Origin of the sequence: Mycobacterium szulgai, from assembly GCF_002116635.1 — a bacterium.
GTDB lineage: Bacteria > Actinomycetota > Actinomycetes > Mycobacteriales > Mycobacteriaceae > Mycobacterium > Mycobacterium szulgai.
Genome location: NZ_LQPW01000016.1, coordinates 59,271 through 80,810, shown reverse-complemented (window position 1 = coordinate 80,810; position 21,540 = coordinate 59,271). Strand labels below are relative to the sequence as shown.

Annotated in this window: 18 protein-coding genes and 1 pseudogene; 4 read left to right on the top strand and 15 right to left on the bottom strand. The window is 66.1% G+C overall.

Translation table 11 applies throughout. The features are described 5' to 3' along the window. Both AWC27_RS04220 and AWC27_RS04215 read left to right on the top strand, forming a co-directional pair. Positions 1 to 1,173, top strand: coding sequence for a PPE family protein (locus tag AWC27_RS04220; RefSeq protein WP_085669345.1), 1,173 nt, complete (start codon positions 1 to 3; stop codon positions 1,171 to 1,173). Positions 1,174 to 1,256: 83 nt separating this feature from the next. Next, positions 1,257 to 2,615 (top strand): adenylate/guanylate cyclase domain-containing protein, encoded by a 1,359-nt coding sequence (locus tag AWC27_RS04215; RefSeq protein ID WP_085669344.1) that lies wholly within the window; start codon positions 1,257 to 1,259, stop codon positions 2,613 to 2,615. A gap of 20 nt (positions 2,616 to 2,635) precedes the next feature. Here the strand turns inward: AWC27_RS04215 and AWC27_RS04210 are convergent, their stop codons facing one another. The 10 genes from AWC27_RS04210 to rimP form a co-directional block, all read right to left on the bottom strand. Next, positions 2,636 to 3,940, bottom strand: coding sequence for an ABC transporter substrate-binding protein (locus AWC27_RS04210; protein WP_085669343.1), 1,305 nt, complete (start codon positions 3,938 to 3,940; stop codon positions 2,636 to 2,638). Positions 3,941 to 3,944: 4 nt separating this feature from the next. Beyond that, the gene (locus AWC27_RS04205; protein WP_085669342.1) at positions 3,945 to 4,775 is read right to left on the bottom strand and encodes a carbohydrate ABC transporter permease; all 831 of its coding nucleotides are present in this window, start codon (positions 4,773 to 4,775) and stop codon (positions 3,945 to 3,947) included. Beyond that, positions 4,772 to 5,662 (bottom strand): carbohydrate ABC transporter permease, encoded by an 891-nt coding sequence (locus tag AWC27_RS04200; RefSeq protein ID WP_139836758.1) that lies wholly within the window; start codon positions 5,660 to 5,662, stop codon positions 4,772 to 4,774. Before AWC27_RS04200 ends, AWC27_RS04205 begins: the two co-directional genes overlap by 4 nt. Before the next feature lie 47 nt (positions 5,663 to 5,709). Further along, a complete protein-coding gene (locus AWC27_RS04195) occupies positions 5,710 to 7,044 on the bottom strand; it encodes an MATE family efflux transporter (RefSeq protein ID WP_085669340.1) in 1,335 nt (444 codons plus the stop codon). 6 nt (positions 7,045 to 7,050) lie between these two features. Further along, positions 7,051 to 8,076: a DHH family phosphoesterase gene (locus AWC27_RS04190; RefSeq protein WP_139836753.1), complete on the bottom strand. Its 1,026-nt coding sequence runs from the start codon at positions 8,074 to 8,076 to the stop codon at positions 7,051 to 7,053. Then, positions 8,051 to 8,539, bottom strand: a complete 489-nt coding sequence (rbfA, locus tag AWC27_RS04185) for a 30S ribosome-binding factor RbfA (RefSeq protein WP_085669339.1) — start codon at positions 8,537 to 8,539, stop codon at positions 8,051 to 8,053. Before rbfA ends, AWC27_RS04190 begins: the two co-directional genes overlap by 26 nt. After that, the gene (infB, locus tag AWC27_RS04180) at positions 8,539 to 11,361 is read right to left on the bottom strand and encodes a translation initiation factor IF-2 (RefSeq protein WP_085669338.1); all 2,823 of its coding nucleotides are present in this window, start codon (positions 11,359 to 11,361) and stop codon (positions 8,539 to 8,541) included. The genes rbfA and infB overlap by 1 nt, the downstream gene beginning before the upstream one ends. Positions 11,362 to 11,434: 73 nt before the next feature. Continuing rightward, on the bottom strand, positions 11,435 to 11,698 hold the full coding sequence (locus AWC27_RS04175) for a YlxR family protein (RefSeq protein WP_425437468.1): 264 nt from the start codon (positions 11,696 to 11,698) through the stop codon (positions 11,435 to 11,437). 180 nt (positions 11,699 to 11,878) lie between these two features. Continuing rightward, positions 11,879 to 12,922: a transcription termination factor NusA gene (gene nusA, locus AWC27_RS04170; protein WP_085669337.1), complete on the bottom strand. Its 1,044-nt coding sequence runs from the start codon at positions 12,920 to 12,922 to the stop codon at positions 11,879 to 11,881. Between the two features lie 82 nt (positions 12,923 to 13,004). Further along, positions 13,005 to 13,538: a ribosome maturation factor RimP gene (rimP, locus tag AWC27_RS04165; protein WP_085669336.1), complete on the bottom strand. Its 534-nt coding sequence runs from the start codon at positions 13,536 to 13,538 to the stop codon at positions 13,005 to 13,007. 132 nt (positions 13,539 to 13,670) lie between these two features. Here rimP and AWC27_RS04160 point away from each other — a divergent pair, with 132 nt between their 5' ends. Both AWC27_RS04160 and AWC27_RS04155 read left to right on the top strand, forming a co-directional pair. Then, entirely contained in the window at positions 13,671 to 14,204 is a 534-nt protein-coding gene (locus AWC27_RS04160) for a hypothetical protein (RefSeq protein WP_085669335.1), read from the top strand. Then, positions 14,201 to 14,662, top strand: coding sequence for a ferritin-like domain-containing protein (locus tag AWC27_RS04155; RefSeq protein WP_083111562.1), 462 nt, complete (start codon positions 14,201 to 14,203; stop codon positions 14,660 to 14,662). The genes AWC27_RS04160 and AWC27_RS04155 overlap by 4 nt, the downstream gene beginning before the upstream one ends. On the opposite strand, the gene AWC27_RS04150 is transcribed toward AWC27_RS04155, so the two are convergent. The 5 genes and pseudogenes from AWC27_RS04150 to cobO form a co-directional block, all read right to left on the bottom strand. Next, on the bottom strand, positions 14,663 to 16,411 hold the full coding sequence (locus AWC27_RS04150) for a proline--tRNA ligase (protein WP_085669334.1): 1,749 nt from the start codon (positions 16,409 to 16,411) through the stop codon (positions 14,663 to 14,665). Between the two features lie 179 nt (positions 16,412 to 16,590). Continuing rightward, the gene (locus AWC27_RS04145) at positions 16,591 to 18,183 is read right to left on the bottom strand and encodes an MFS transporter (protein WP_085669333.1); all 1,593 of its coding nucleotides are present in this window, start codon (positions 18,181 to 18,183) and stop codon (positions 16,591 to 16,593) included. A gap of 22 nt (positions 18,184 to 18,205) precedes the next feature. Then, positions 18,206 to 19,422, bottom strand: a pseudogene (gene cobA, locus AWC27_RS04140) (uroporphyrinogen-III C-methyltransferase). A gap of 20 nt (positions 19,423 to 19,442) precedes the next feature. Beyond that, a complete protein-coding gene (locus AWC27_RS04135) occupies positions 19,443 to 20,819 on the bottom strand; it encodes a cobyrinic acid a,c-diamide synthase CobB (protein WP_139836757.1) in 1,377 nt (458 codons plus the stop codon). Between the two features lie 94 nt (positions 20,820 to 20,913). Beyond that, positions 20,914 to 21,537: a cob(I)yrinic acid a,c-diamide adenosyltransferase gene (gene cobO / locus AWC27_RS04130; RefSeq protein WP_085669331.1), complete on the bottom strand. Its 624-nt coding sequence runs from the start codon at positions 21,535 to 21,537 to the stop codon at positions 20,914 to 20,916. Positions 21,538 to 21,540 lie beyond the last annotated feature (3 nt).

Genomic DNA, 21,540 nt, shown 5'->3' with positions numbered 1-21,540 from the left:
ATGGATTTCGCGCTATTGCCGCCGGAAGTCATTTCGGCGAGGATGTACACCGGTCCCGGCGCGCAGCCGATGCTGACCGTCGCGGCAACATGGGACCGACTTGGTGAGCAGCTGTATTCGTCGTCGACTGCCTACTCTTCGGTGATCACACAGCTGATCAGCGGACCGTGGCTAGGACCGGCAGCGACGGCAATGGCGTTGGCGGCCGAACCCTATGCGGTGTGGCTCATGACCACCGCCGACGTGGCACAGCAGACCGCATGCCAGGCTCGGGCGGCCGCGGCGGCGTTCGACACGGCGCTCGCGATGACAGTGCCACCGTCATTGATCAGTGCCAACCGCAGTCTGGTGATGTCTCTCATCGAGTCGAATACATTCGGGCAAAACAGCCCCGCCATTGCCACCGCGGAAGCCGTGTACGACCGAATGTGGACGCAGGATGTGGACGCGATGTATTGCTATGCCGGCAACTCGGGAGCCGCGGCGAGGTTGTCGTCCTTCAGATCTCCACCGGCGAACACAAATCTCGGCAGTTCAGCCGGCCAACTGTCAACCGCCCAGCAAGCCGCAGCGAACAACTACGCCGCCCTGACCGAACTGACTGCCGCCCTACCCGGCGCGTTGCAACAGCTCGCATCGCCGGCGTCTTCGCCGCCGTCGTATCTGTCGTGGTTGACCTCGTTGGCATCGCTGATGTCACCGATGGTCATACCGCTGTACGGTTTGAGTTCGATCATGTCGACCATGTCGTCGTTGTCGTCGGTCATAAAGTCGACGGGCAACACGGCCACGACAATTGACAAGGGAGTCAGTGGGCTCGAGGCAGCCGCCGCCAATGGGATTGCCGCGGCGACGAGCCCCGCAGCCTCGACCAGCTTTGCGGCCGGGGCCTCGGCTCCAGTCGCCTCAGTCGGTGCGTCCGGCACGATCGGCGCGTTGTCCGTCCCGCCTAGTTGGGCTACTGCCAGCCACCCGGGCGCCGCGCCGTCGTTAGGACTTAAGCCGTTCCTGGCGGGGCGGCCCTACGAGGCGGGAGCAGGTCAGGGGGCCCCTGCCCTGCTTGCTCCTCCGCTGGCAGCCTCAGGCAGGCGAGGCGAGAGTGAGACAACCGGAGCGACGCCTCGGTTCGATATACGCCCCACCGTGATGCCCCGCTGCCCCATCGGCGGATAGCCGATAACCGATATGACAATTGCGCGCGGATAGGCGATCTTCAATCGCTCAAATGGGCGCTAGCCAGCGGCTAGGCTTTGCTCATGGCGGAGGGGAAATGCATTAGCCCGTCGGGGGGCTGCCCCGACGATTGTCGATGCGGCGGCGACTGCACGCCGCGCTGTCCGAGCGACTGTAGAGCAGTCGTGCAGGCCGGAAGCGGTGTTCGCCGGCAGCATTACGCTGAAAGTGCAGCCCGGCGTAAGCGAGCGCTGCGGATCACCGCCCTATTAGCGGCAATCATCAGCGGCGGATTTATAATTGTTCAGCTCGTAATCGGCGCATGGTCCTGGCAACTTGAATGGGTGAATATCAGCGCTTCGCTTATTTTTCTCATCGTACCGGCATTACAGCGCTTCGGAGAATTAGTTCCGCCCATTACGCTGATAATAGCGGCCTATGCGTCTATTTTCGCCAGCTGCTGGGACGTGGGCACCGGTTTGGGTTCGGAGCTCTTCTACCTGGTAGCCGCCTCGCTGCTGGTGGTGCTGCTAGGGATTGAGCACATCAAATTAGCTGCCGTACTCGCCGGCGTGGCCGCGTGCTTGGTCATCATTTTGGAGTTCTCCGTCCCGCGCAATACGGGACTGGAGCCGGCTTGGGTAGTTTCGGTGGCGTTTATTCTCACGACGGTTTCGGCGTGCGGGATTGTGGTCGCGACGATATGGTTCACGCTAAGAGACACCGCTCGCGCCGAGGCCGCTTTAGAAGCGGAGTACGCACGCTCGGAGGCGTTGCTGGCAAACATCTTGCCCGTCAGCATCGCCGATCGCCTCAAACAGCCCGGACAAAAGGTGATCGCCGATAGATACGACGACGCTGGGGTTCTGTTCGCCGACATTGCGGGATTCACCAAGTTCGCCAGTCATACCCCCGCTCCCGACCTCGTGCAATTGTTGGACCGCCAATACAATGCATTCGACGAGCTGGCCGAGAAGCACGGCATGGAAAAGATTAAAGTCACCGGTGACTCTTATATGGTCGTCAGCGGCGTTCCGGACGCAACGCCGGACCACATCCACGCGCTGGCCGACTTTGCTCTCGATCTAGCCGAAACCGCGGCTACCTTGAAAGACGCGCAGGATCAACCGGTCCAAATTCGGATCGGCTTTGCCGCTGGCCCGGTGGTTGCCGGTGTCGTGGGTTCTCGCCGCTTTTTCTACGACGTATGGGGCGACGTAGTAAACCTCGCGTCGCGGATGGAATCGACCGGTTCGGTTGGCCGGATCCAGGTGCCGCAGGCGATATACGAACGCCTCAAGGACGACTTCACTCTGCAAGAGCGCGGCGAAGTCGACATCAAGGGAAAAGGCGTCATGCGCACCTGGTACCTGATCGGCCGCAATAAATCCCATGCCGCGTCCCAGCGATCCGTGGGGCAACGCGACAGGGTCGACATCTGACCGGCCAGCCGGCAACCACGCTAACCGTGGCGCAGACCCGGGAGTTTCCGCACGATCTGGCGATCGAAGACGACCTTCAGCTGCTTTTGGATACTGGTGAACGTCTTCGTCACGTCGGCTCCCTTGAGTCCGATGGATTCCAGGCCGGCGCCGATGATGCGGTCGCCACCGGGTAGGAAGACCCGCGCGTAGTCCTGCGACCGGGTATGCGGTAGCTGGTCGAGCGCCACTCGGGCGCGCGGATTTTCGGCTAGGTACTTCTTTTCGCTGGGATCATTGACCGCCGATTTCCGCACCGCCAGATACCCGGTGTGCTGGCCGAAGTAAGCGGTGTTGGCCGGGTTGGTGAGGAACGCGATGAACTTGAGCGCGTTCAGCTTTCGCTCCGGCGAGAGCTTGGCCGGGATCGCCAGCCCCGACCCACCCGTCGGACAGCCCGGAGTCCCACCGGGTCCGGTGGGCAACGGCGCGACGCCGAAATCGAATCTGGCCGTTCGGGTCACACCGGCCAGATCACCGGTGGTGGACATCGTCGAAGCCAGGATGCCGGTGGCGAATTGATTGGCGACATCGATGGCGATCGCGGCATAACGCTTACTGTGAATGGAGTCTCGTAGGAACTCACCGGCCGCGACGGTGGCCGCATCGGTGAATGTCAGGTTCCATTGTCGCGAGTATGCGCCGCCGAACGTCCAGTCCGGCCCCTGGTAAGTCCAGGGAAGGACTTCGGCATTGCCCCAGCCGTGTGCCCATTTTCCGGAGCCGGCGGCGCGCTGCAACTCTGGACCCCACTGGTCGAACTCCTGCCAGGAGTTGGGTCCCCGGTCGGGCAGTCCGACGTGGGACCACAGCTCCTTGTTGTAGTAGAACAACGGAGTCGAGCGCGCATACGGCAGCGCGTAGTGCCGGCCATCGAAGAGGTAGTCGCCCAGCATCGAGTCGACGTAGTCGGACGGATCCACCCCGGCCGGGCCGAACATTTCGTCAAGCGGCGCGATGACGCCGTTGAGGGCGAAATGAAACCACCAAACATCGGATAGCACAACAACATCGGGCACATCACTGCCGATCAATGCCGCATTGAACTTGTAGGCCACCTCGGCGTAGTCCTTGCCGGCGTTGATCAGCTTGACCGACAAGCCGGGGAATTCGTGCTCGAACCGGCCGATGAGTTCCTTTTCCACCGCCGTCGATTGGCCAGGATGGTTGGACCAGAATGCAATCGGCCCATTCCCCGACTTCACAGTCGTGCCGCCCATGCCGGCGCAGCCGGCGGTAGCCAGGGCTGACAAACACAGCAATCCGCGGCGGCTCAATGCATCCATGCCGCTAACCTTTGACCGCGCCGGACGTGAGGCCCTTGATCATCTGACGTTGCAGGACAATGAAAATCAGCAGGATCGGCAGCATGGCGAGCAGGGTGACCGCCATCACCGGACCCCAGTTCGTCACGCCCTCGGCCTGCTGCAAGAAGGTCAGGCCCACCGGGAGCGGCGCCACCGATTCGTCGTCGGACATCAAGAACGGCCACAGGTACTCGTTCCATTCATTGACGATCGTGATGACGCCGAAGGCCACCATCGTGGGCCCCGACATCGGCAACACGACCCGCAGCAGCAGCTCCCACCAGCGAGCACCGTCCATCCGGGCCGCTTCGATGATCTCCGCCGGCAGCGACAGAAAGTGGTTGCGCATCAAGAACGTTCCGAACGCCACGCCGGCCAAGGGCAGGATGATGCCTGGAAAAGTGTTGCGCAGACCCAGTTGTGAGATCAGGGCGTAGTTGGATATCACGGTGATCTGATTGGGCACCATCAGCGCGGCGATGATCAACAAGAACACCGCGGTCTTGCCCGGAAACTCGACGAACACCAAGCCGAACGCACTGAGCACACCGAGCGTGAACTTGACTGCGGCCAGCGCCGACGTGATGATCACCGAGTTGCGCAGGAACGTCCAGAACGGAATCTGCTCGGTGGCGGTCCGGTAGTTCTGCGGATGCCAGCGCGGCGGCCACCAGGTGGTCGGCTGCGAGTAGATGTCGGGCTGATCCTTGAACGACGTGAAGAACACGAAGAGCAGTGGCGCGGCAATGACTAAGACAACCAGCAGCATTGCCAGGTAGCCGAGCAGCCTGGCAATGCGAGGATCCGCCTTCATTGCTGCCCCCGATCCATCACCCGCACTTGGTAATACGTGATAGCCAGCAGCACCAGGAACATGATCGTGGCGACGGTGGCGCCGTAGCCGGCCCGGAAATTTCGGAACGTCTCCAGATACACCTGGTAGACCATCGTTGTGGTGCCGGTGCCCTCGGGCCCGCCGCGGGTCATCACGTTGATGATGTCGAACACCTGCAACGAGTTGATCAGCACGGTGATGGACAGGAAGAACGTGGTGGGGCGCAGCTGGGGCAGTAGCACGCTACGGAAGGTCACCCACCGTCCTGCCCCGTCAATTTCGGCCGCCTCCAACAAGTCCCGGCGCACCCCTTGTAACGCCGCCAGATAGATGACGAAGGTGTAGCCGAGGTTTTTCCATATATAGGTGACGGTCACCATGAACAGCGCCCAATGCGCGTCCTGGTAGAAGTCGGGCACGCCGGCGCCGACGCGGTGCAGCAGGTCCTGAACCAGACCGAAGTGCGGATCGAAGACGAATTGGGCCGCCAGTCCGACCGCAGCACCGGAGATCACGAACGGGGCGAATACCGTTGAGCGCACCAGGTTCCGGCCGCGCAGCGGTTGATTGAGCAGCATCGCCAGAACCAGACCCAGCACCATGGAGCCGATGACCGCGGCCACGGTGAACAGCGCGGTATTGAGCACGATTTGGCGGGTGTCGGACCGGGTGAACCACTCCACATAGTTGGACAACCCGACGAACTCTGCTCTGGGATCGGAGATGTTCCAGTCAAAGAAGGACAGCCGGATGTTGTCGGCGAGCGGGCGGTAGACGAACATCGCCAACAAGGCCACATTGGGTCCGACCAGAACGGCAAACAGCGCCGCACTTCTGAGGGCGTTGCCCTGCGACCTTTGCCGCATTCGGCGCGTCGTGGTCACGCGCGCAGTGTAGCTCTGGGGCCTGCGCTCTACGCCGTCCCGGTCACCGCCCAGCGCCCGGATAAGGCCCGCCATCCGACGAAGATCAGCCGCAGGCCAATGAAGGTGCTCAACCCTGACCAGATGCCCGCGAGCCCCCAGCCGAACGCCAGCGCCAACCAGGTCAGCGGTAAAAACCCCACCAGGGCGCTCACCACGGTCGCGGTGCGCATGAACTTCGCGTCGCCCGCGCCCAGCAGGACCCCGTCCAGCGCGAAAACAATTCCGGCGAGCGGTAATTGGGCGACCATGAACCACCATGGCACGCCGATCGCGGCAAGCACCGATCGATCGCCGGTGAACAGCGCGGGCATGACCGGGGCGCCCGCGGCGAATACCGCCGCCAACAGTGCGGCCGCCAGCGCGGAGAACACCGTCACCCGCCACGCCACCGACTTCGCGTGCTCGGCATCGCCGGCCCCCAGTGCGGCACCGACCAGCGACTGTGCCGCGATGGCCAGCGAATCGAGCACCAGCGCGAGAAACCCCCACACCTGCAGCACCACCTGGTGGGCGGCCAGCGCCGCCGCGCCGAACCGGGCGGCCACCGCCGCAGCCGAGATGAAGCACGCCTGGAAAGCCAGGCTCCGCACGAACAGGTCTCGGGCCATCACCAGCTGGGCGCGCATTGCAATTCGGTCCGGTCGCAGCGGCACCTGTTCGGCCAGCAATGCACTCCCGAACAGCAGCGCCGCCAGCCACTGGCCGACCAGATTGGCCACCGCCGAACCGGCCAATTCCATCCGCGGCAGGCCCAGCCAGCCGTACACCAGCGGCGGGCACAGCAGCGCCGAGACCCCGAAGCCGGCAACCACATAACGCAGCGGCCGCACCGTGTCCTGCACGCCACGCATCCAGCCGTTGCCGGCCAGCGAGACGAGAACCGCCGGAACACCCATGATCGCGATCCGCAGCCATGGCAGGGCCGCGGCGGCGATGTCGCCGCCTCCGAAATCAGGCCCGGCGACCACTTTTGCCAGCGGCACCGCGGCGACCTGCACCACGGCGATGATCAATGCACCCAAAGCCAGCGCCAACCAGGTCGCCTGCACACCTTCGTTGACCGCGGCCGTCCGGTTCCCGGCGCCGTAGTACCGCGCCGCGCGCGACGTCGTGGCATAGGACAGAAAAGTCGACTGGGAACTGGCCATGCCCAGCACCAGGCTGCCGATGGCCAAACCGGCCAGTGAAAGCGCACCCAGCCGTCCGACCACGGCGGTGTCGAACAACAAGTAGAGGGGCTCGGCGGCCAACACTCCAAGCGCGGGCAAGGCCAGCTTCGCGATCAGCCAGCCACCGGCGGCGGGCCGGGCCGCGTCGGTCAAGACTGCTCAGGCAAGGGCGGCGCGCAACGAGGCGACCGCGTCGTCGATCGAGCCGGTGGCCGTATACCCCGCCGCCAAGCGGTGGCCGCCGCCGCCGAACCCGGCCGCGACCGCGGCCAGGTCAACGTCGCGCTTGGCCCGCATCGACACCGACCACCGCTGCGGCTCGACCTCCTTGAACACCGCAGCCACTTCGGCCTGCTGCGTGGTGCGCACGATATCGACGATGCTTTCGACTTCCTCCGGACGCGAAGTGACCCAGTCTTGGTTGTCGACGACGGCGTACACCAGCCCGCGACCGTTAACCGCCTCGGGAATCAACCGGGCCGAGCCCAGTACCCGCGATAGCAACGGCAACCACACAAACGGGTGCGTATCCATCAGCGACCGACTGATCGCGGCGTTGTCCACGCCGGCTTCAACCAGCCGGGCCGCCAACCGAAGGGCACGCGCGCTGGCCCAGCGGAACGACCCGGTGTCGGTGGTCAAGCCGGCGTAGATGCAGTGTGCGACACCCTTTTCTATAGGCTTGCCCCACGCGTCGAGAATCTCGGCAACCAACATCGTGGTGGAGTCCGCCGTCGGGTCAACAAAGTTCGCGGTGCCGAACATGTCGTTGGAGGCGTGATGGTCGATGACCAGCAGCTCCTGAGGCGGAGCCGCCAGATCAATCAGCCTGCCGAGCCGGTTGGCACTCGGAACGTCAACCGTCACAACCAGATCCGCGTCGCGGCATATCTCATCCGGACTTACCAGCAAATGACAGCCGGGAAGCGTCCGCAGTGACTCGGGCAGTGTCGCGGGCGCTGCGAAGCTGACCTCCACCTGCTTGTCGCACTCGTCGAGCACCAACGCCAATGCCAGCCCGGCCCCGATGGTGTCGGCGTCGGGATGGACATGACAGACCACCGCGATCCGGTCGGAGGCGGACAGCAGCTCGACGGCGCCGACCGCATCGACGCGGACCCCTCGTTCAAGGGCCGAGCGACGGGGCATGTCGGTCAGCTCAGTCTTCGGCTCGATCGTCGTCACCGGCTTCCTCAGGGTCAGCTGACACTTCTTCTGATGCCACCGACCTGTACGGATCGGCCTCCCCCGCCGGCTTTGCTCCCACCCGCACTCGGGCCAGATCCTCATCTGCGGCGCGAGCGCGGGCTAACAACTCCTCCATGCGATGCACGGTGTCGGACGTCGTGTCGCGGGCGAAGGTCAGGGTGGGGGTGAATCGTACACCCGTGCCCGCCCCGACCTTGGAACGCAGCACTCCCCTGGCCCGTTCCAGCGCCGCCGTCGCAGCGGCATAGTCCGGCTCGTCGTCCAGTGTCCGTCCCATCACCGTGTAATAGACCGTCGCGTCATGCAGGTCGGCGGTCAACTTCGTGTCGACGATGGTCACCCCGGCCAGTCCCGGATCCTTGATCTCGTACTCAATAGCCGAGGCGACGATTGTCGAGATCCGCTTGGCCAGCCGGCGTGCCCGCGCGGGATCAGCCATCAGCTCCGTTCTTTCTGCACCAGCTCGTAGGACTCGATGACGTCGCCTTCCTTGATGTCGGAATAGCCCAGCGTCATACCGCACTCGAAGCCCTCACGGACCTCGGTCACGTCGTCCTTCTCCCGCCGCAACGAGTTGATCGTCAGGTTCTCGGTGACCACGATGTTGTCCCGCAGCAGCCGGGCCTTGGCGTTGCGGCGCACCACGCCGGAGGTGATCAGGCAGCCGGCGATGTTGCCCACCTTCGAGGACCGGAACAGCGCCCGAATTTCGGCGCGGCCCAGCTGGTTTTCCTCGTAGATCGGCTTGAGCATGCCGCGCAGGGCCTTCTCGATCTCGTCGATCGCCTGGTAGATGACCGAGTAGTAGCGGATCTCGACGCCTTCGCGGTTGGCCAGCTCGGTCGCCTTACCCTCGGCACGCACGTTGAAGCCAATGATGATGGCGTCCGACGCCGATGCCAGGTTGACGTTGGTTTCGGTGATGCCACCCACACCGCGGTCGATGACGCGCAGCGCCACCTCGTCGTCGACCTCGATTCCCATCAGGGCCTCTTCCAGCGCCTCGACTGTACCGGCGTTGTCGCCCTTGAGGATCAGGTTGAGCTGGCTGGTTTCCTTCAGCGCCGAGTCCAGGTCCTCCAGGCTGATCCGTTTGCGGCTGCGCGCGGCCAGTGCGTTGCGCTTGCGCGCGCTGCGCCGGTCGGCGATCTGGCGGGCGATGCGGTCTTCGTCGACAACCAGGAAGTTGTCACCGGCGCCGGGCACCGACGTGAACCCGATGACCTGAACCGGACGCGACGGCAACGCCTCCTCGACGTCCTCGCCGTGCTCGTCGACCATGCGGCGGACACGTCCGTAGGCGTCGCCGGCGACCACCGAGTCGCCGACCCGCAACGTGCCGCGCTGAATCAGCACCGTGGCCACTGGGCCGCGACCGCGGTCCAGGTGGGCCTCGATCGCCACACCCTGGGCCTCCATGTCGGGGTTGGCCCGCAGGTCCAGTGCGGCGTCGGCGGTCAGCAGCACCGCTTCTTCCAGCGCCTCGATGTTGGTGCCCACCTTCGCCGAGATGTCGACGAACATGGTGTCGCCACCGAAATCCTCTGCCACCAAACCGTATTCGGTGAGCTGGCCGCGAATCTTGGCCGGGTCGGCGCCTTCCTTGTCGATCTTGTTGACCGCCACCACAATCGGCACATCGGCGGCTTGTGCGTGGTTGATGGCCTCCACTGTCTGGGGCATCACGCCGTCGTCGGCCGCGACCACCAGGATGGCGATGTCGGTGGCCTTGGCACCACGGGCGCGCATGGCGGTGAACGCCTCGTGACCGGGGGTGTCGATGAAGGTAATCAGCCGCTCGTCACCGTCGAGGTCGACGCTGACCTGGTAAGCACCGATGTGCTGGGTGATGCCTCCGGCTTCGCCCTCGCGGACGCTGGCCTTGCGGATGGTGTCCAGCAAGCGGGTCTTGCCATGGTCGACGTGGCCCATAACCGTGACCACCGGCGGGCGGGTCTGCAATTCGGACTCGTCGCCGGTGTCTTCGCCGTAGGTCAGGTCAAACGACTCGAGCAGCTCGCGGTCCTCGTCCTCGGGGCTGACGACCTGCACGACGTAATTCATCTCGCTGCCCAGCAGCTCGAGCGTCTCGTCGCCCACCGACTGGGTGGCCGTCACCATTTCGCCGAGGTTGAACAGAGCCTGCACCAGCGCCGCCGGGTTGGCGTTGATCTTGTCGGCGAAGTCGGACAGTGACGCGCCGCGGGCCAGCCTGATCGTCTCGCCGTTGCCGTGCGGCAATCGCACGCCGCCGACGACCGGCGCCTGCATGTTCTCGTACTCGGCGCGTTTGGCCCGCTTGGACTTACGGCCGCGCCGGGGCGCGCCGCCGGGACGACCGAACGCGCCGGCGGCACCGCCGCGCTGGCCGGGACGGCCACCGCCGCCACCGCCGGGACCACCGCCGCCGGGACGGCCCCGGAAACCGCCACCGCCGCCGGGTGCGGCACCGACGCCGCCGCCTCCGCCGCGGTAGTTACCGCCGCCACCATCGGTGCGGCCGCCACCGGGACCGCCGCCGGGCCGGGCGCCACCGGGCCGGGGGGCGCCGGTGCGAGGCGGACGGGGTCCGCCGGCCGCGCCGCCGGGACGCGGCGGCATGCTGCCGGGCGAAGCACCACCCGGACGAGGTGCACCAGGACGGGGGCCGCCGGGACGCGGCGCCTGCGGATGCGGACGCGGGATGGGCCGGTCGACGGGCTGCGCCGACGAGAACGGGTTGTTGCCGACGCGCGGGGTGCGAACCCCTGGCTTGGGCGCCGGGCCTGGCCGCGGACCGGGCGTCATTCCCGGGTGCGGGGCCTGCGGGCTGGGCGGCTGCCCGGCCGGCGGCGCCGGAGCCTCCCCGGGAGCGGGCGCTGGGGCAGCAGCCGCCGGGGCCTGGGAGGCCGCCGAGGCTGGAGTGGCGGTGGTGGGCCTGCCGGAGTCGGCCTTCGCGGGCGCGCCGGCCGGTGCGCCATTGCCCACCGCGTTGTCGATCGCCGACTCTAGGGCTGCATCGACCGACTTACTTGGCGCCTTGGCCGCAGCAGGGCCGGGCACCCTCTCGGGCGCCTTAGCGGCGCCGCCCTTTTGGGCTGCCGGACCGGCGGCGGGCTTGCCGCCACCGAACGATTCCCGAAGCCGGCGAGCGACGGGTGCCTCCACCGTCGACGATGCCGATTTAACGAATTCGCCCTGTTCATTCAGCCGGGCGAGAACTTCCTTGCTGGTGACACCGAGTTCCTTAGCCAACTCGTGTACGCGGGCCTTACCTGCCACTACATCTCCTGTCTATGAGGCGACAGTCGTGGGCCGCGCCTCGGGTGCTAGCTGTAACGCATAAAGGTGGGAGTCATCGGGACTTCACGGTGTGCTCATGTTCGTTGCTACCTGTTCTATTGCCTGGTGGTGCGGGCGCGTCGAGAAAACCGACGTGCTCGACCACCGCGGATGTATCCGGTGAACCGGTGATGCGCAGCGCTCTGGTGAAAGCTCGCCGCCGAATCGCTTGTTGCAGGCACTGCGGTGAGGGATGCAGCCACGCACCCCGGCCCGGCAGGCTTCTGGCAGTGTCAACGATCACGGCGTGCTTGCCGTTCCCGTCCGACGCAGCCACCACTCGAAGCAGTTCGGCGGCCAACTCTCGCTTCCGGCACCCGACACACGTCCGCACCGGACCATCGGTGCATCTGTGTGCCCAGCTGGTTCGGGGGGCCGAAGGCTCGCGCTGGATCACGGCTCAGTCTAGCGTCACCGAACAAGCCGTCCGAACCACCCGGCGATGCGGGTGTGGCCGTTAGCGTTCGTGCGCCATTCCCCTGGTGGCGCCCGGTTCGGGCTGGCCGGCCGCCTGGCCCGGCGAATCGCCGCGGATGTCGATACGCCAGCCGGTGAGCCTGGCCGCCAGCCTCGCGTTCTGCCCCTCCTTGCCAATGGCCAGCGACAACTGAAAGTCCGGAACCACCACCCGGGCCGCCCGGGCGGTCTGGTCGATGACCGATACCGACACCACCTTGGCCGGCGACAACGCATTGGCAACGAAGCGGGCGGGGTCTTCGTCGTAGTCGATGATGTCGATCTTCTCTCCGGAGAGCTCGCTCATGACATTGCGAACCCGCTGCCCCATCGGACCGATGCAAGCGCCCTTGGCGTTCAGACCGGGAACACGTGACACCACGGCGATCTTTGAACGGTGGCCGGCCTCACGGGCCACCGCCACGATCTCCACCGATCCGTCGGCGATCTCAGGGACTTCCAGGGAAAACAGCTTGCGCACCAGGTTGGGGTGGGTGCGCGACAACGTGATCAACGGCTCGCGGGCACCGCGGCTCACGCCGACCACGTAGCAGCGCAGCCGGTTGCCGTGCTCGTAGCTTTCACCGGGCACCTGTTCTGCGGCGGGAATCACGCCTTCGGATGCCTTGGTTTCGCTGCCGATCCGGACGACGACCAGGCCGCGGGCGTTGGCCCGGCTGTCGCGCTGGATCACTCCGGCGACGATCTCGCCTTCGCGGGTGGAGAATTCGCCGTAGGTGCGCTCGTTCTCGGCGTCGCGGAATCGCTGCAGCATCACCTGACGGGCCGTGGTAGCGGCGATGCGACCGAAACCCTCGGGAGTGTCGTCCCATTCACTGATGAGATTGCCGTCGTCGTCGGTCTCGCGGGCGATCACTCGAACGACACCGGTCTTGCGGTCGATCTCGATACGCGCGTCGAGCTGGTGGCCCTGGGTGTGCCGATAGGCGGTCAGCAGCGCGGACTTGATGGTTTCGAGCAATTCATTGACCGAGATGCCCCGGTCGACCTCGATCGCATGCAGCGCGGCCATGTCGATATTCATCAGCGCCGCTCCTTCTCATCGCTAGGTCCCCCTCGCCGCTTCGCGGCTGGGGGCGCCCCCACTGCATCGTCGCCGGCGCGGTTCATGCTTCGGCCTCCGTCCCAGCGGCCCGACCCATACCCGCCAATTCCAGCTCCGCTTGGGCTGGAGGCGAAAATTCAACCTGGACAACAGCTTTCACAATCTCAGAAAGCGAGATCTGGCGCACTGTCCAATTGCCGCCCTGACGCACCACCAGCGACATCGTGTCGTCGCTCGTTTCGCCGACCCGACCGGTCAGCTGTGAACCATCCGACAGCGCCAGCTCGACCTTGCGGCCACGCGCGCGGCGAAAGTGCTTCTGGCTGGTCAGCGGCCGTTCCACACCTGGTGAGCTGACCTCGAGCACATAGGGGTCGTCGCCACCGTTCAGCCCGTCCAGCAAAGCCGACGCTGTGCGTGACAGCGCGGACGCCGTGTCGAGGTCGAGGGGCGTGTCGCCGTCGGCGACCACAGTGATCCGCGGGGGGCGGGCGCGGGTGTCGATGACCACGTCTTCGATCTCGTATCCAGCGCGCGCGAACTCTTCACCGAGTAGCTCGATCACCTGCGTCTGCGAAGGTAGCCCGGTGGTCACGGCGAGCTCCTCATCTTGAGTTGTCCGGTCACTGGGGGATGTGGCCGCGTGAACCAGCTATCAACGATACGCCAGTAATCGCAAATGACGCCGTGATCGTGTCGCCCGGGCCGCTAGTGGCAGGATGTTGCTGTGCCCAGAGCAGTACCCGTCGTCAATAGGCGGGGTGTGCTCGCCGGCGGTGCCGCTCTTGCTGCACTTGGGGTGGTCGCCACCGCCTGCGGCGAGTCCACGCCCAAGCCACCCGCAGTCGAAGAGCTGTTGGGACCGCTGGACCAGGCCCGACGCGACAGCGCACTCGCCTCGGCCGCCGCTGGTGCCGTCGGCAGCCCGCCGCAGATCGCCGCCGCGCTGACCGTCGTCGCCTCGCAGCGCGCCGCACATGCCCGCGCGCTGTCCACCGAGATCGCCCGGGCCGCCGGCAAGCTGGTCTCGGCCACCAGCGAGACAAGCAGCTCGAGCCCCAGCCCAACCGACCCGGCCGCGCCGCCGCCACCTCCGCCGCCGGTGTCCGATGTGGTCGATTCGCTGCGCGCGTCGGCGGAAAGCGCGAGCCGGCTGGTGGCGACGTCGTCGGGCTATCGGGCAGGTCTGCTGGCGTCCATCGCGGCATCCTGCACCGCGTCCTACACGGTGGCCCTGGTGCCCGGGGGTCCGTCGATATGACCCCGAAACGCTCCCCCGCCGGAAAAGAAGCCGACATCGCGGCGCTGAACGACGCGCTTGCCGTCGAACACGCCACCATCTACGGCTACGGCATCGTGTCGGCGATGTCGCCGCCCAGTGTCAACGACCTGGTGGTGGAGGCGTTGAACCAGCACCGGCAACGCCGCGACGACGTCATCGCGATGCTGGCCGCGCGCAAGGCCAGCGCTCAGGCGGCCGCGCCCGGCTACCAATTGCCCTCGCCGGTGGGCAGCCCGGCCGACGCGGCGCGGCTTGCCGCACGGATGGAAAACGACGGCGCCACGGCGTGGCGGGCCGTCGTCGAGCATGCCGACACGGCCGATGACCGGGCGTTCGCCTCGACGGCATTGACCCAGAGCGCCGTCATGGCTGCCCGCTGGAACAAGGTGCTGGGCGGCTGGCCCATCACCACGTCGTTCCCGGGCGGCAACGAGTAACTAGCCGGAAATAGCGGCCGCGACGTCGGTGGCCAGCGAGGCGCCGACCGCCAATTCGCGCTTCTCCCCGCTGAAGCGGTTGCGCAGCTCGACGGTGCCCTCGGCCCAGCCTCGGCCTACCACCACGATCCAGGGCATCCCGAGCAACTCGGCGTCCTTGAACTTCACGCCGGGTGACGCCTGGCGGTCATCGAGTAGCACCTCGAGCCCCAGCCGGTCCAGGTCGCCGGCCAGGGCCACAGCCCCGGCGCGGGCTTCGGGGTCTTTGTTGGCGATCACCAGGTGCAGATCGAACGGCGCGATCGATGACGGCCAGCGCAGGCCGAGCTCGTCGTGGTGTTGTTCGGCAACGACGGCGACCAGCCGCGATACCCCGATCCCGTAGGAGCCCATGGTCAGGCGCACCGGCTTGCCGTCCTCGCCCAGCACATCGGCGGTGAAGGCATCGGTGTACTTACGGCCGAGCTGGAAGATGTGCCCGATTTCGATGCCGCGCGCCAGGACCAGCGGCCCGGCGCCGTCGGGAGAGGGGTCGCCTTCCCGCACCTCGGCCGCTTCGATGGTGCCGTCGGCGGTGAAATCGCGGCCGGCGACCAGGCCGACCACGTGCCGGCCGAGCTCGTCGGCGCCGGTGATCCAGCTGGTGCCGTCCACGACGCGGGGATCGACGAGGTAACGGACTTCATTGTCCCGCAGCGCTTTCGGGCCGATGTAACCCTTCACCAGGAATGGGTACTTGGCGAAATCGCCATCGTCGAGCAATGCGTATTCGGCCGGTTCCAGCGCTGCGCCAAGCCGTTTGTCGTCGACTTCGCGGTCACCGGGCACGCCGATGGCCAACAGCTCCCACTCCCCGCCGGGCTGGCGCACCTTGACCAGCACGTTCTTCAAGGTGTCCGCAGCGGTGATCGTGCGGCCCAGGTCGGCTTGGTTCGCCCAAGTCACCAGACTGGCAATGGTGGGCGTATCGCCGGTGTCATAGACCACAGCCTCGGGCAGACCATCGGTCGGCTGTGCTTCCGGGCGGGCGGTGAGCACGGCTTCCACGTTGGCGGCATATCCGGATTCCAGGCACCGCACAAACGTGTCCTCGCCGATGGGACTCTCGGCCAGAAACTCTTCTGAGGCGCTGCCGCCCATGGCGCCGGAGACCGCGGACACGATCACGTAGCGCACTTCCAGCCGGTCGAAGATGCGCTGATAGGCCTCGCGGTGTGCGTGGTACGCCGCCTTGAGCCCGGCCGCGTCGGTATCGAAAGAGTAGGAGTCCTTCATCACGAATTCCCGGGCGCGCAAGATGCCGGCTCGCGGGCGCGCCTCATCGCGGTACTTGATCTGGATTTGGTAGAGCGTGAGCGGAAAGTCCTTGTAGGAGCTGTACTCGCCCTTCACCGTCAGGGTGAACAGCTCTTCGTGTGTCGGTCCCAGCAGGTAGTCGTTGCCGCGGCGGTCCTGCAGCCTGAAGACGCCGTCGCCGTATTCGGTCCAGCGGTTGGTCGTCTCGTACGGGGCGCGGGGCAGCAGTGCGGGAAACAGGATCTCCTGCCCCCCAATCGCGTTCATCTCGTCACGGACGACGCGTTCGATGTTGCGCAGCACCTTCAGGCCCAGCGGTAGCCAGCTGTACAGCCCGGGCGCGACGGGCCGGATGTATCCAGCCCGGATCAGCAGCTTGTGGCTGGCCACTTCGGCGTCGGCGGGGTCGTCGCGCAGAGTGCGCAGGAACAGCTCGGACATCCGGGTGATCACAGCGGGCTAGCCTAACTTGAGGTAGATGCGGGGCGGACGCGCGCACTGGGCGCACTGGCAGTCACACCAGTCGCAGCAGCACCGCGGCGGCTTGGCACAGCCAAATTGCAAACGCGATATGAGTCCGATATCGCGTTCAAAGGGCGATATGGCCGGGCGTCGCGCCCGATTACCGGCGGCTACAGCTCGCCGGCGTCGATCGCTTCCTTGACCTCTTGCGCGTGCGCGACCTGAGCAGGGGTGTAGGCGATGAACAGTGCCGCACAGCCGACCAGTACGCCCGCCCCGGCAATCCACAGCAGGCCGTAGGTATAGCCGTGGTCGAGAGCGGTTAACTGCGCGTCGTTCATAAACTTCACCGGACCGGTGATACCGCCGTTGTAGAGCGTGCGCGAGGTGATCACGGCCTGGATGACGGCCAGCACCAGCGGACCGCCCAGGCTCTGCAACATCAGCGTCATCGCCGATACCGGACCGATCTGGTCGAAACCGACACCCGCGATCGCCGCCAGCGTCAACGGGACGACCACCATGCCGATACCGATGCCGCCGACGACGATTGGCAGCACCAGGTTGGGGAAATATGGGGCGCCGCGGTGCATGAACATCGACCCGTAGAGCATCGCCCCGAGCAGGAGCCATCCACCACCGATGGTCAACACCCGCGGCGAAAAACGGGCAACCAGCTGAGAGGAGATGCCCAGGCCGATTCCCATCGCGATAACGAACGGGATGAAGCCCACGCCGGCACGCAGGGCGCTGTAGCCCAGGATGTCCTGCACGTACAAACCGATGGACACAGTCAGGCTGAACATCACGCCACCCGCCAGGAAGATCGCGCCGAACGTGACCAGCCGGTTGCGGTCGCGGAACAACTCGAACGGAATGACGGGGTTTTCGGCGGTTCGCTCCACGATGACGAAAGCAATAGCGGCCGCCAAGGCCACCACGCCGGAACCGATGGTGGTGACGGAGATCCAGCCCTTTTCCGGGCCGATCGAGAAAGCAAACACCGCTGCGGTGCACGCCAGCGTGGCCAGCATGGCTCCGGCGGCATCGAGCTTCATCCGCTCGCGGTTGGTCTCCCGCAGCGCGGTGCGCGCCAGGTAGATCATCACCAGACCGATCGGCACGTTGACCATGAAGGCCAGCCGCCACGACACCTCGGTCAGCGCTCCGCCGACCACCAGGCCCATCACCGAGCCGATCGCCGTCATGGCAGCGAACACAGCCGTCGCAGCGTTACGCGCCGGCCCCTTCGGGAAGGTCGTCGCTACCAGCGCCAGACCTGTCGGCGAGGCGATGGCCGACCCGACACCCTGCGAAAGCCGTGCGATAACCAGCGTGACCTCGTCCCAGGCCACCGCGCACAGCACGGAGGAGATGGTGAACAGCGCGACGCCGACGATGAAGGTGCGCTTGCGGCCGATGGTGTCGCCGAGGCGGCCACCCAGCAGCATCAGGCCACCGAAAGTCAGCACGTAGGCGGTGATTACCCAGCTACGACCGGCGTCGGACAGGCTCAGCTCGTTCTGAATCTTAGGAAGCGCGACGATAGCGACAGTGCTGTCCATGGTCGCCAGCAGCTGCATGCCGCCGATCGCGATCACTGCTGCGATGAACCGACGAGAGGGCAGCCACGTGGGGTAATACCTGCTAGTGCGTTCCGAAGGGGTTTCAGCCGAGCGCGATGAGCGCGTCGAGGCGGCACGTTCCTGGCGGCCGGACGTCCAGTTGTGGACTGCCCGCTCTGTGTCGTTGAGAGCCGTCATAACGGGTTACCTTACAGTAATCTTAAGAATCGTTTAAACCCCGAACGCCGCCACGGGCCCGATGACGATGATCGCGGGAGGTCGAATCCCCTCTGCGCGGACCCTTTCCGGCGTGTCGGCAAGAGTCGCCCGCAACGTCTGCTGGTCGGCCGTCGTTCCGTGTTGAACCACAATTACCGGCGTATCCGCAGGTCGGCCGCCTTTCAGCAAAGCTTCGGCGAAAAGTTCGATGCGTTCGACCGCCATCAGCAAAACAATCGTGCCGGACATTGCTGCCAAAGCATTCCAATTCACTAACGATTCGGGATGGTCGGGCGCGAGATGGCCGCTGACCACCACAAATTCATGATTTGTCGCCCGATGAGTAACCGGAACACCAGCTAAAGCGGGCACAGCTATGGCACTTGTCACACCCGGCACCACGGTCACCGGAATCCCGGCATCGACGCATGCCAGCACCTCCTCATAACCCCGTGCGAACACGAAGGGGTCTCCCCCTTTGAGCCGGACCACGAACTTGCCGGCCTTGGCCCGTTCGATCATGACCGTGTTGATCGCGTCCTGAGCCATGGCCCGGCCGTAGGGGATCTTGGCGGCATCGATGACCTCGACGTGTGGCGGCAGCTCTGCGAGCAACTCAGGGGGCGCGAGCCGGTCGGCCACCACGACGTCGGCATGGGAGAGCAGCCGGCGGCCGCGGACGGTAATCAGCTCCGGATCGCCGGGACCGCCGCCGACCAGCGCTACCCCGCCGCGGACGACGTCGGAGGTCTCGGAGCTCTCCGCGGTAATAAGGCCTTGTTGTAATGCCTCGCGGATGGCCGAGCGAATGGCCGCTGAACGGCGATGCGCACCGCCGGCCAGCACGCCGACCGACAGGCCGGCATAGCTGAAGGTCGCAGGAGTGACCGCGGTTCCCTCGACGGCGATGTCGGCGCGCACGCAGAAGATGCGGCGGCGCTCGGCTTCGGCGACGACGTCGGCGTTCACCTTCGGATCGTTGGTGGCGGCGATTGCGTACCAGGCTCCGTCAAGGTCACCGTCGTTGTATTCGCGCACCGACACGGTGATGCGCTCCATCGCCTCGACGGCGGGTGTCGCGGTGCGGGAGATGACGTGCACGTCGGCACCGCTGGCGACGAGGAGGGGCAACCGGCGCTGGGCAACCGATCCTCCACCTACCACGACGACCTTTTTGCCGGTCAGCCGCAAACCGACCAGATAGGGGTTCTCGGTCACCGGGCAAGTTTAGAGCTACCTCAGGACGAGGTTGCCTCTCCGGCGGCGTGTGCGACAAAGCGCGCCACCGCGCCGGGCGTCGCGGCCGGATGCGTGTGCAGATAGGCAGCGTGCACGCCGGCGCGCACGACGCCGTCCCGCACGGTTTCGGCACCGTGTCCGCGGTATGCCCACGCCGGCTGGTAAGCAGCGGTGAAGGTGACTGCGGTGCGGTGGAATTCGTGCCCGACGACACGCTGGCCGACCGCGTACAGCGACGACTCGGCGACGGCAACCGCGTCGCGGTACGCCAGTTTGAGCTGCGAGGTGAACTTCGCCGATCCGGCCAGCACGCCGCACATCGGGTAGCCGTCGAGTTCGGAGACCAGATAGATCAGTCCGGCGCATTCCGCGTGTACGGGCGCACCGGCGGTGGCCAACTCGCGGATCTGAGCGCGCACCACGTCGTTGCCGGACAGCTCCGCGGCGAACTGCTCGGGAAACCCGCCGGGCAGCACCACCGCGTCGGTACCGTGCGGCAACGTTTCGCTGAGCGGGTCGAACTCGACGACCTGGGCTCCGGCGGCGCCCAGCAGCTCGGCATGCTCGGCGTAGCCGAAAGTGAATGCCTTGCCCCCGGCCAGTGCGACGGTCGGCCGCCGCGTCGATGGCTCCCCTACCGCGGTCAGTGGGTCCCACGGGGCATCGGCTACCGCACAACCGGCCACCGACAGCACCGCGCCGACATCGACGTGGCTGGCGAGCAGGGCCGTCATCGCCTCCACCGCCTCCCGCGCCCGCCGGCCGTACTCGACGGCGGTGACCAGGCCCAGATATCTTGTCGGCAGCTCCAATTCGGCATGGCGCGGAATGGCGCCCAGCACCGGTACGCCGGCCTGCTCGCATGCCTGTCGCAACACCTGCTCGTGCCTGGCCGACCCGACCCGGTTGAGGATCACCCCGGAAATCCGGGTGGCGGCGTCGAACGTGGAAAACCCGTGCAGCAGCGCGGCCAGACTGTGGCTCTGGCCACGGGCATCGATCACCAGGATCACCGGGGCACCGAGCAAACCGGCGACGTGCGCGGTGGACCCCACCGCGGGCCGGGTGGTGTCCGGGCCGATGCGGCCGTCGAACAGACCCATCACGCCTTCGATCACGGCGACGTCCGCGCCGCTGGTGCCGTGGGCATATAGCGGGCCGATGAGCCGCTCCCCCACCAATACCGGGTCCAGATTGCGCCCGGCCCGTCCCGCGGCGAGTGTGTGGTAACCGGGGTCGATGAAGTCCGGGCCGACCTTGAACGGCGCGACGGTATGGCCGGCCTGGCGCAGGGCGCCGATCAAACCTGTTGCCACCGTGGTCTTTCCGGTACCGGACGCCGGGGCTGCGACGACCACCGCCGGTGTCGCGGTCACGGTGCGGCTCGGTGTCGCGAGGGTGCGCAAAAGGCCACCTTGCGCGCCGTGTCGGCGGGCCGACCTGCACGCTCGCGGCGAACAGGAGGGGCGGTCACCACTCGATGCCCTTCTGGCCTTTGCGACCGGCGTCCATCGGGTGCTTGACCTTGGTCATGTCGGTCACCAGGTCCGCGGCCTCGACCAGCGCGGGCGGCGCGTCGCGCCCGGTGATCACGACATGCTGATAACCCGGCCGCGACAGCAGGGTGTCGACCACGTCGGCGACGTCGAGCCAGCCCCACTTCAACGGGTAGGTGAATTCGTCGAGTACGTAGAAGTCGTGGCGTTGTGCCGCCATCCGCCGTTTGATCTCGGCCCAGCCGTCGGCCGCCGCGGCCGCGTGATCGATGTCGCTACCGGCCTTACGCGACTTGCGGCTCCAAGACCACCCGGCGCCCATTTTGTGCCACTCCACCGCGCCACCGACTCCGCGCTCGTCGTGCAACTGGCCGAGCTGACGAAATACCGCCTCCTCGCCCACCTTCCACTTCGCGCTCTTGACGAACTGAAACACTGCGACGTCAAGTCCAATGTTCCAGGCCCGCAACGCCATTCCGAAAGCCGCGGTCGACTTTCCCTTACCCGCACCGGTATGCACGGCCAGCACCGGGGTGTTGCGCCGCGCCCGGGTGGTCAGGCCGTCGTCGGGAACTTCAAGCGGATTACCTTGTGGCATAAG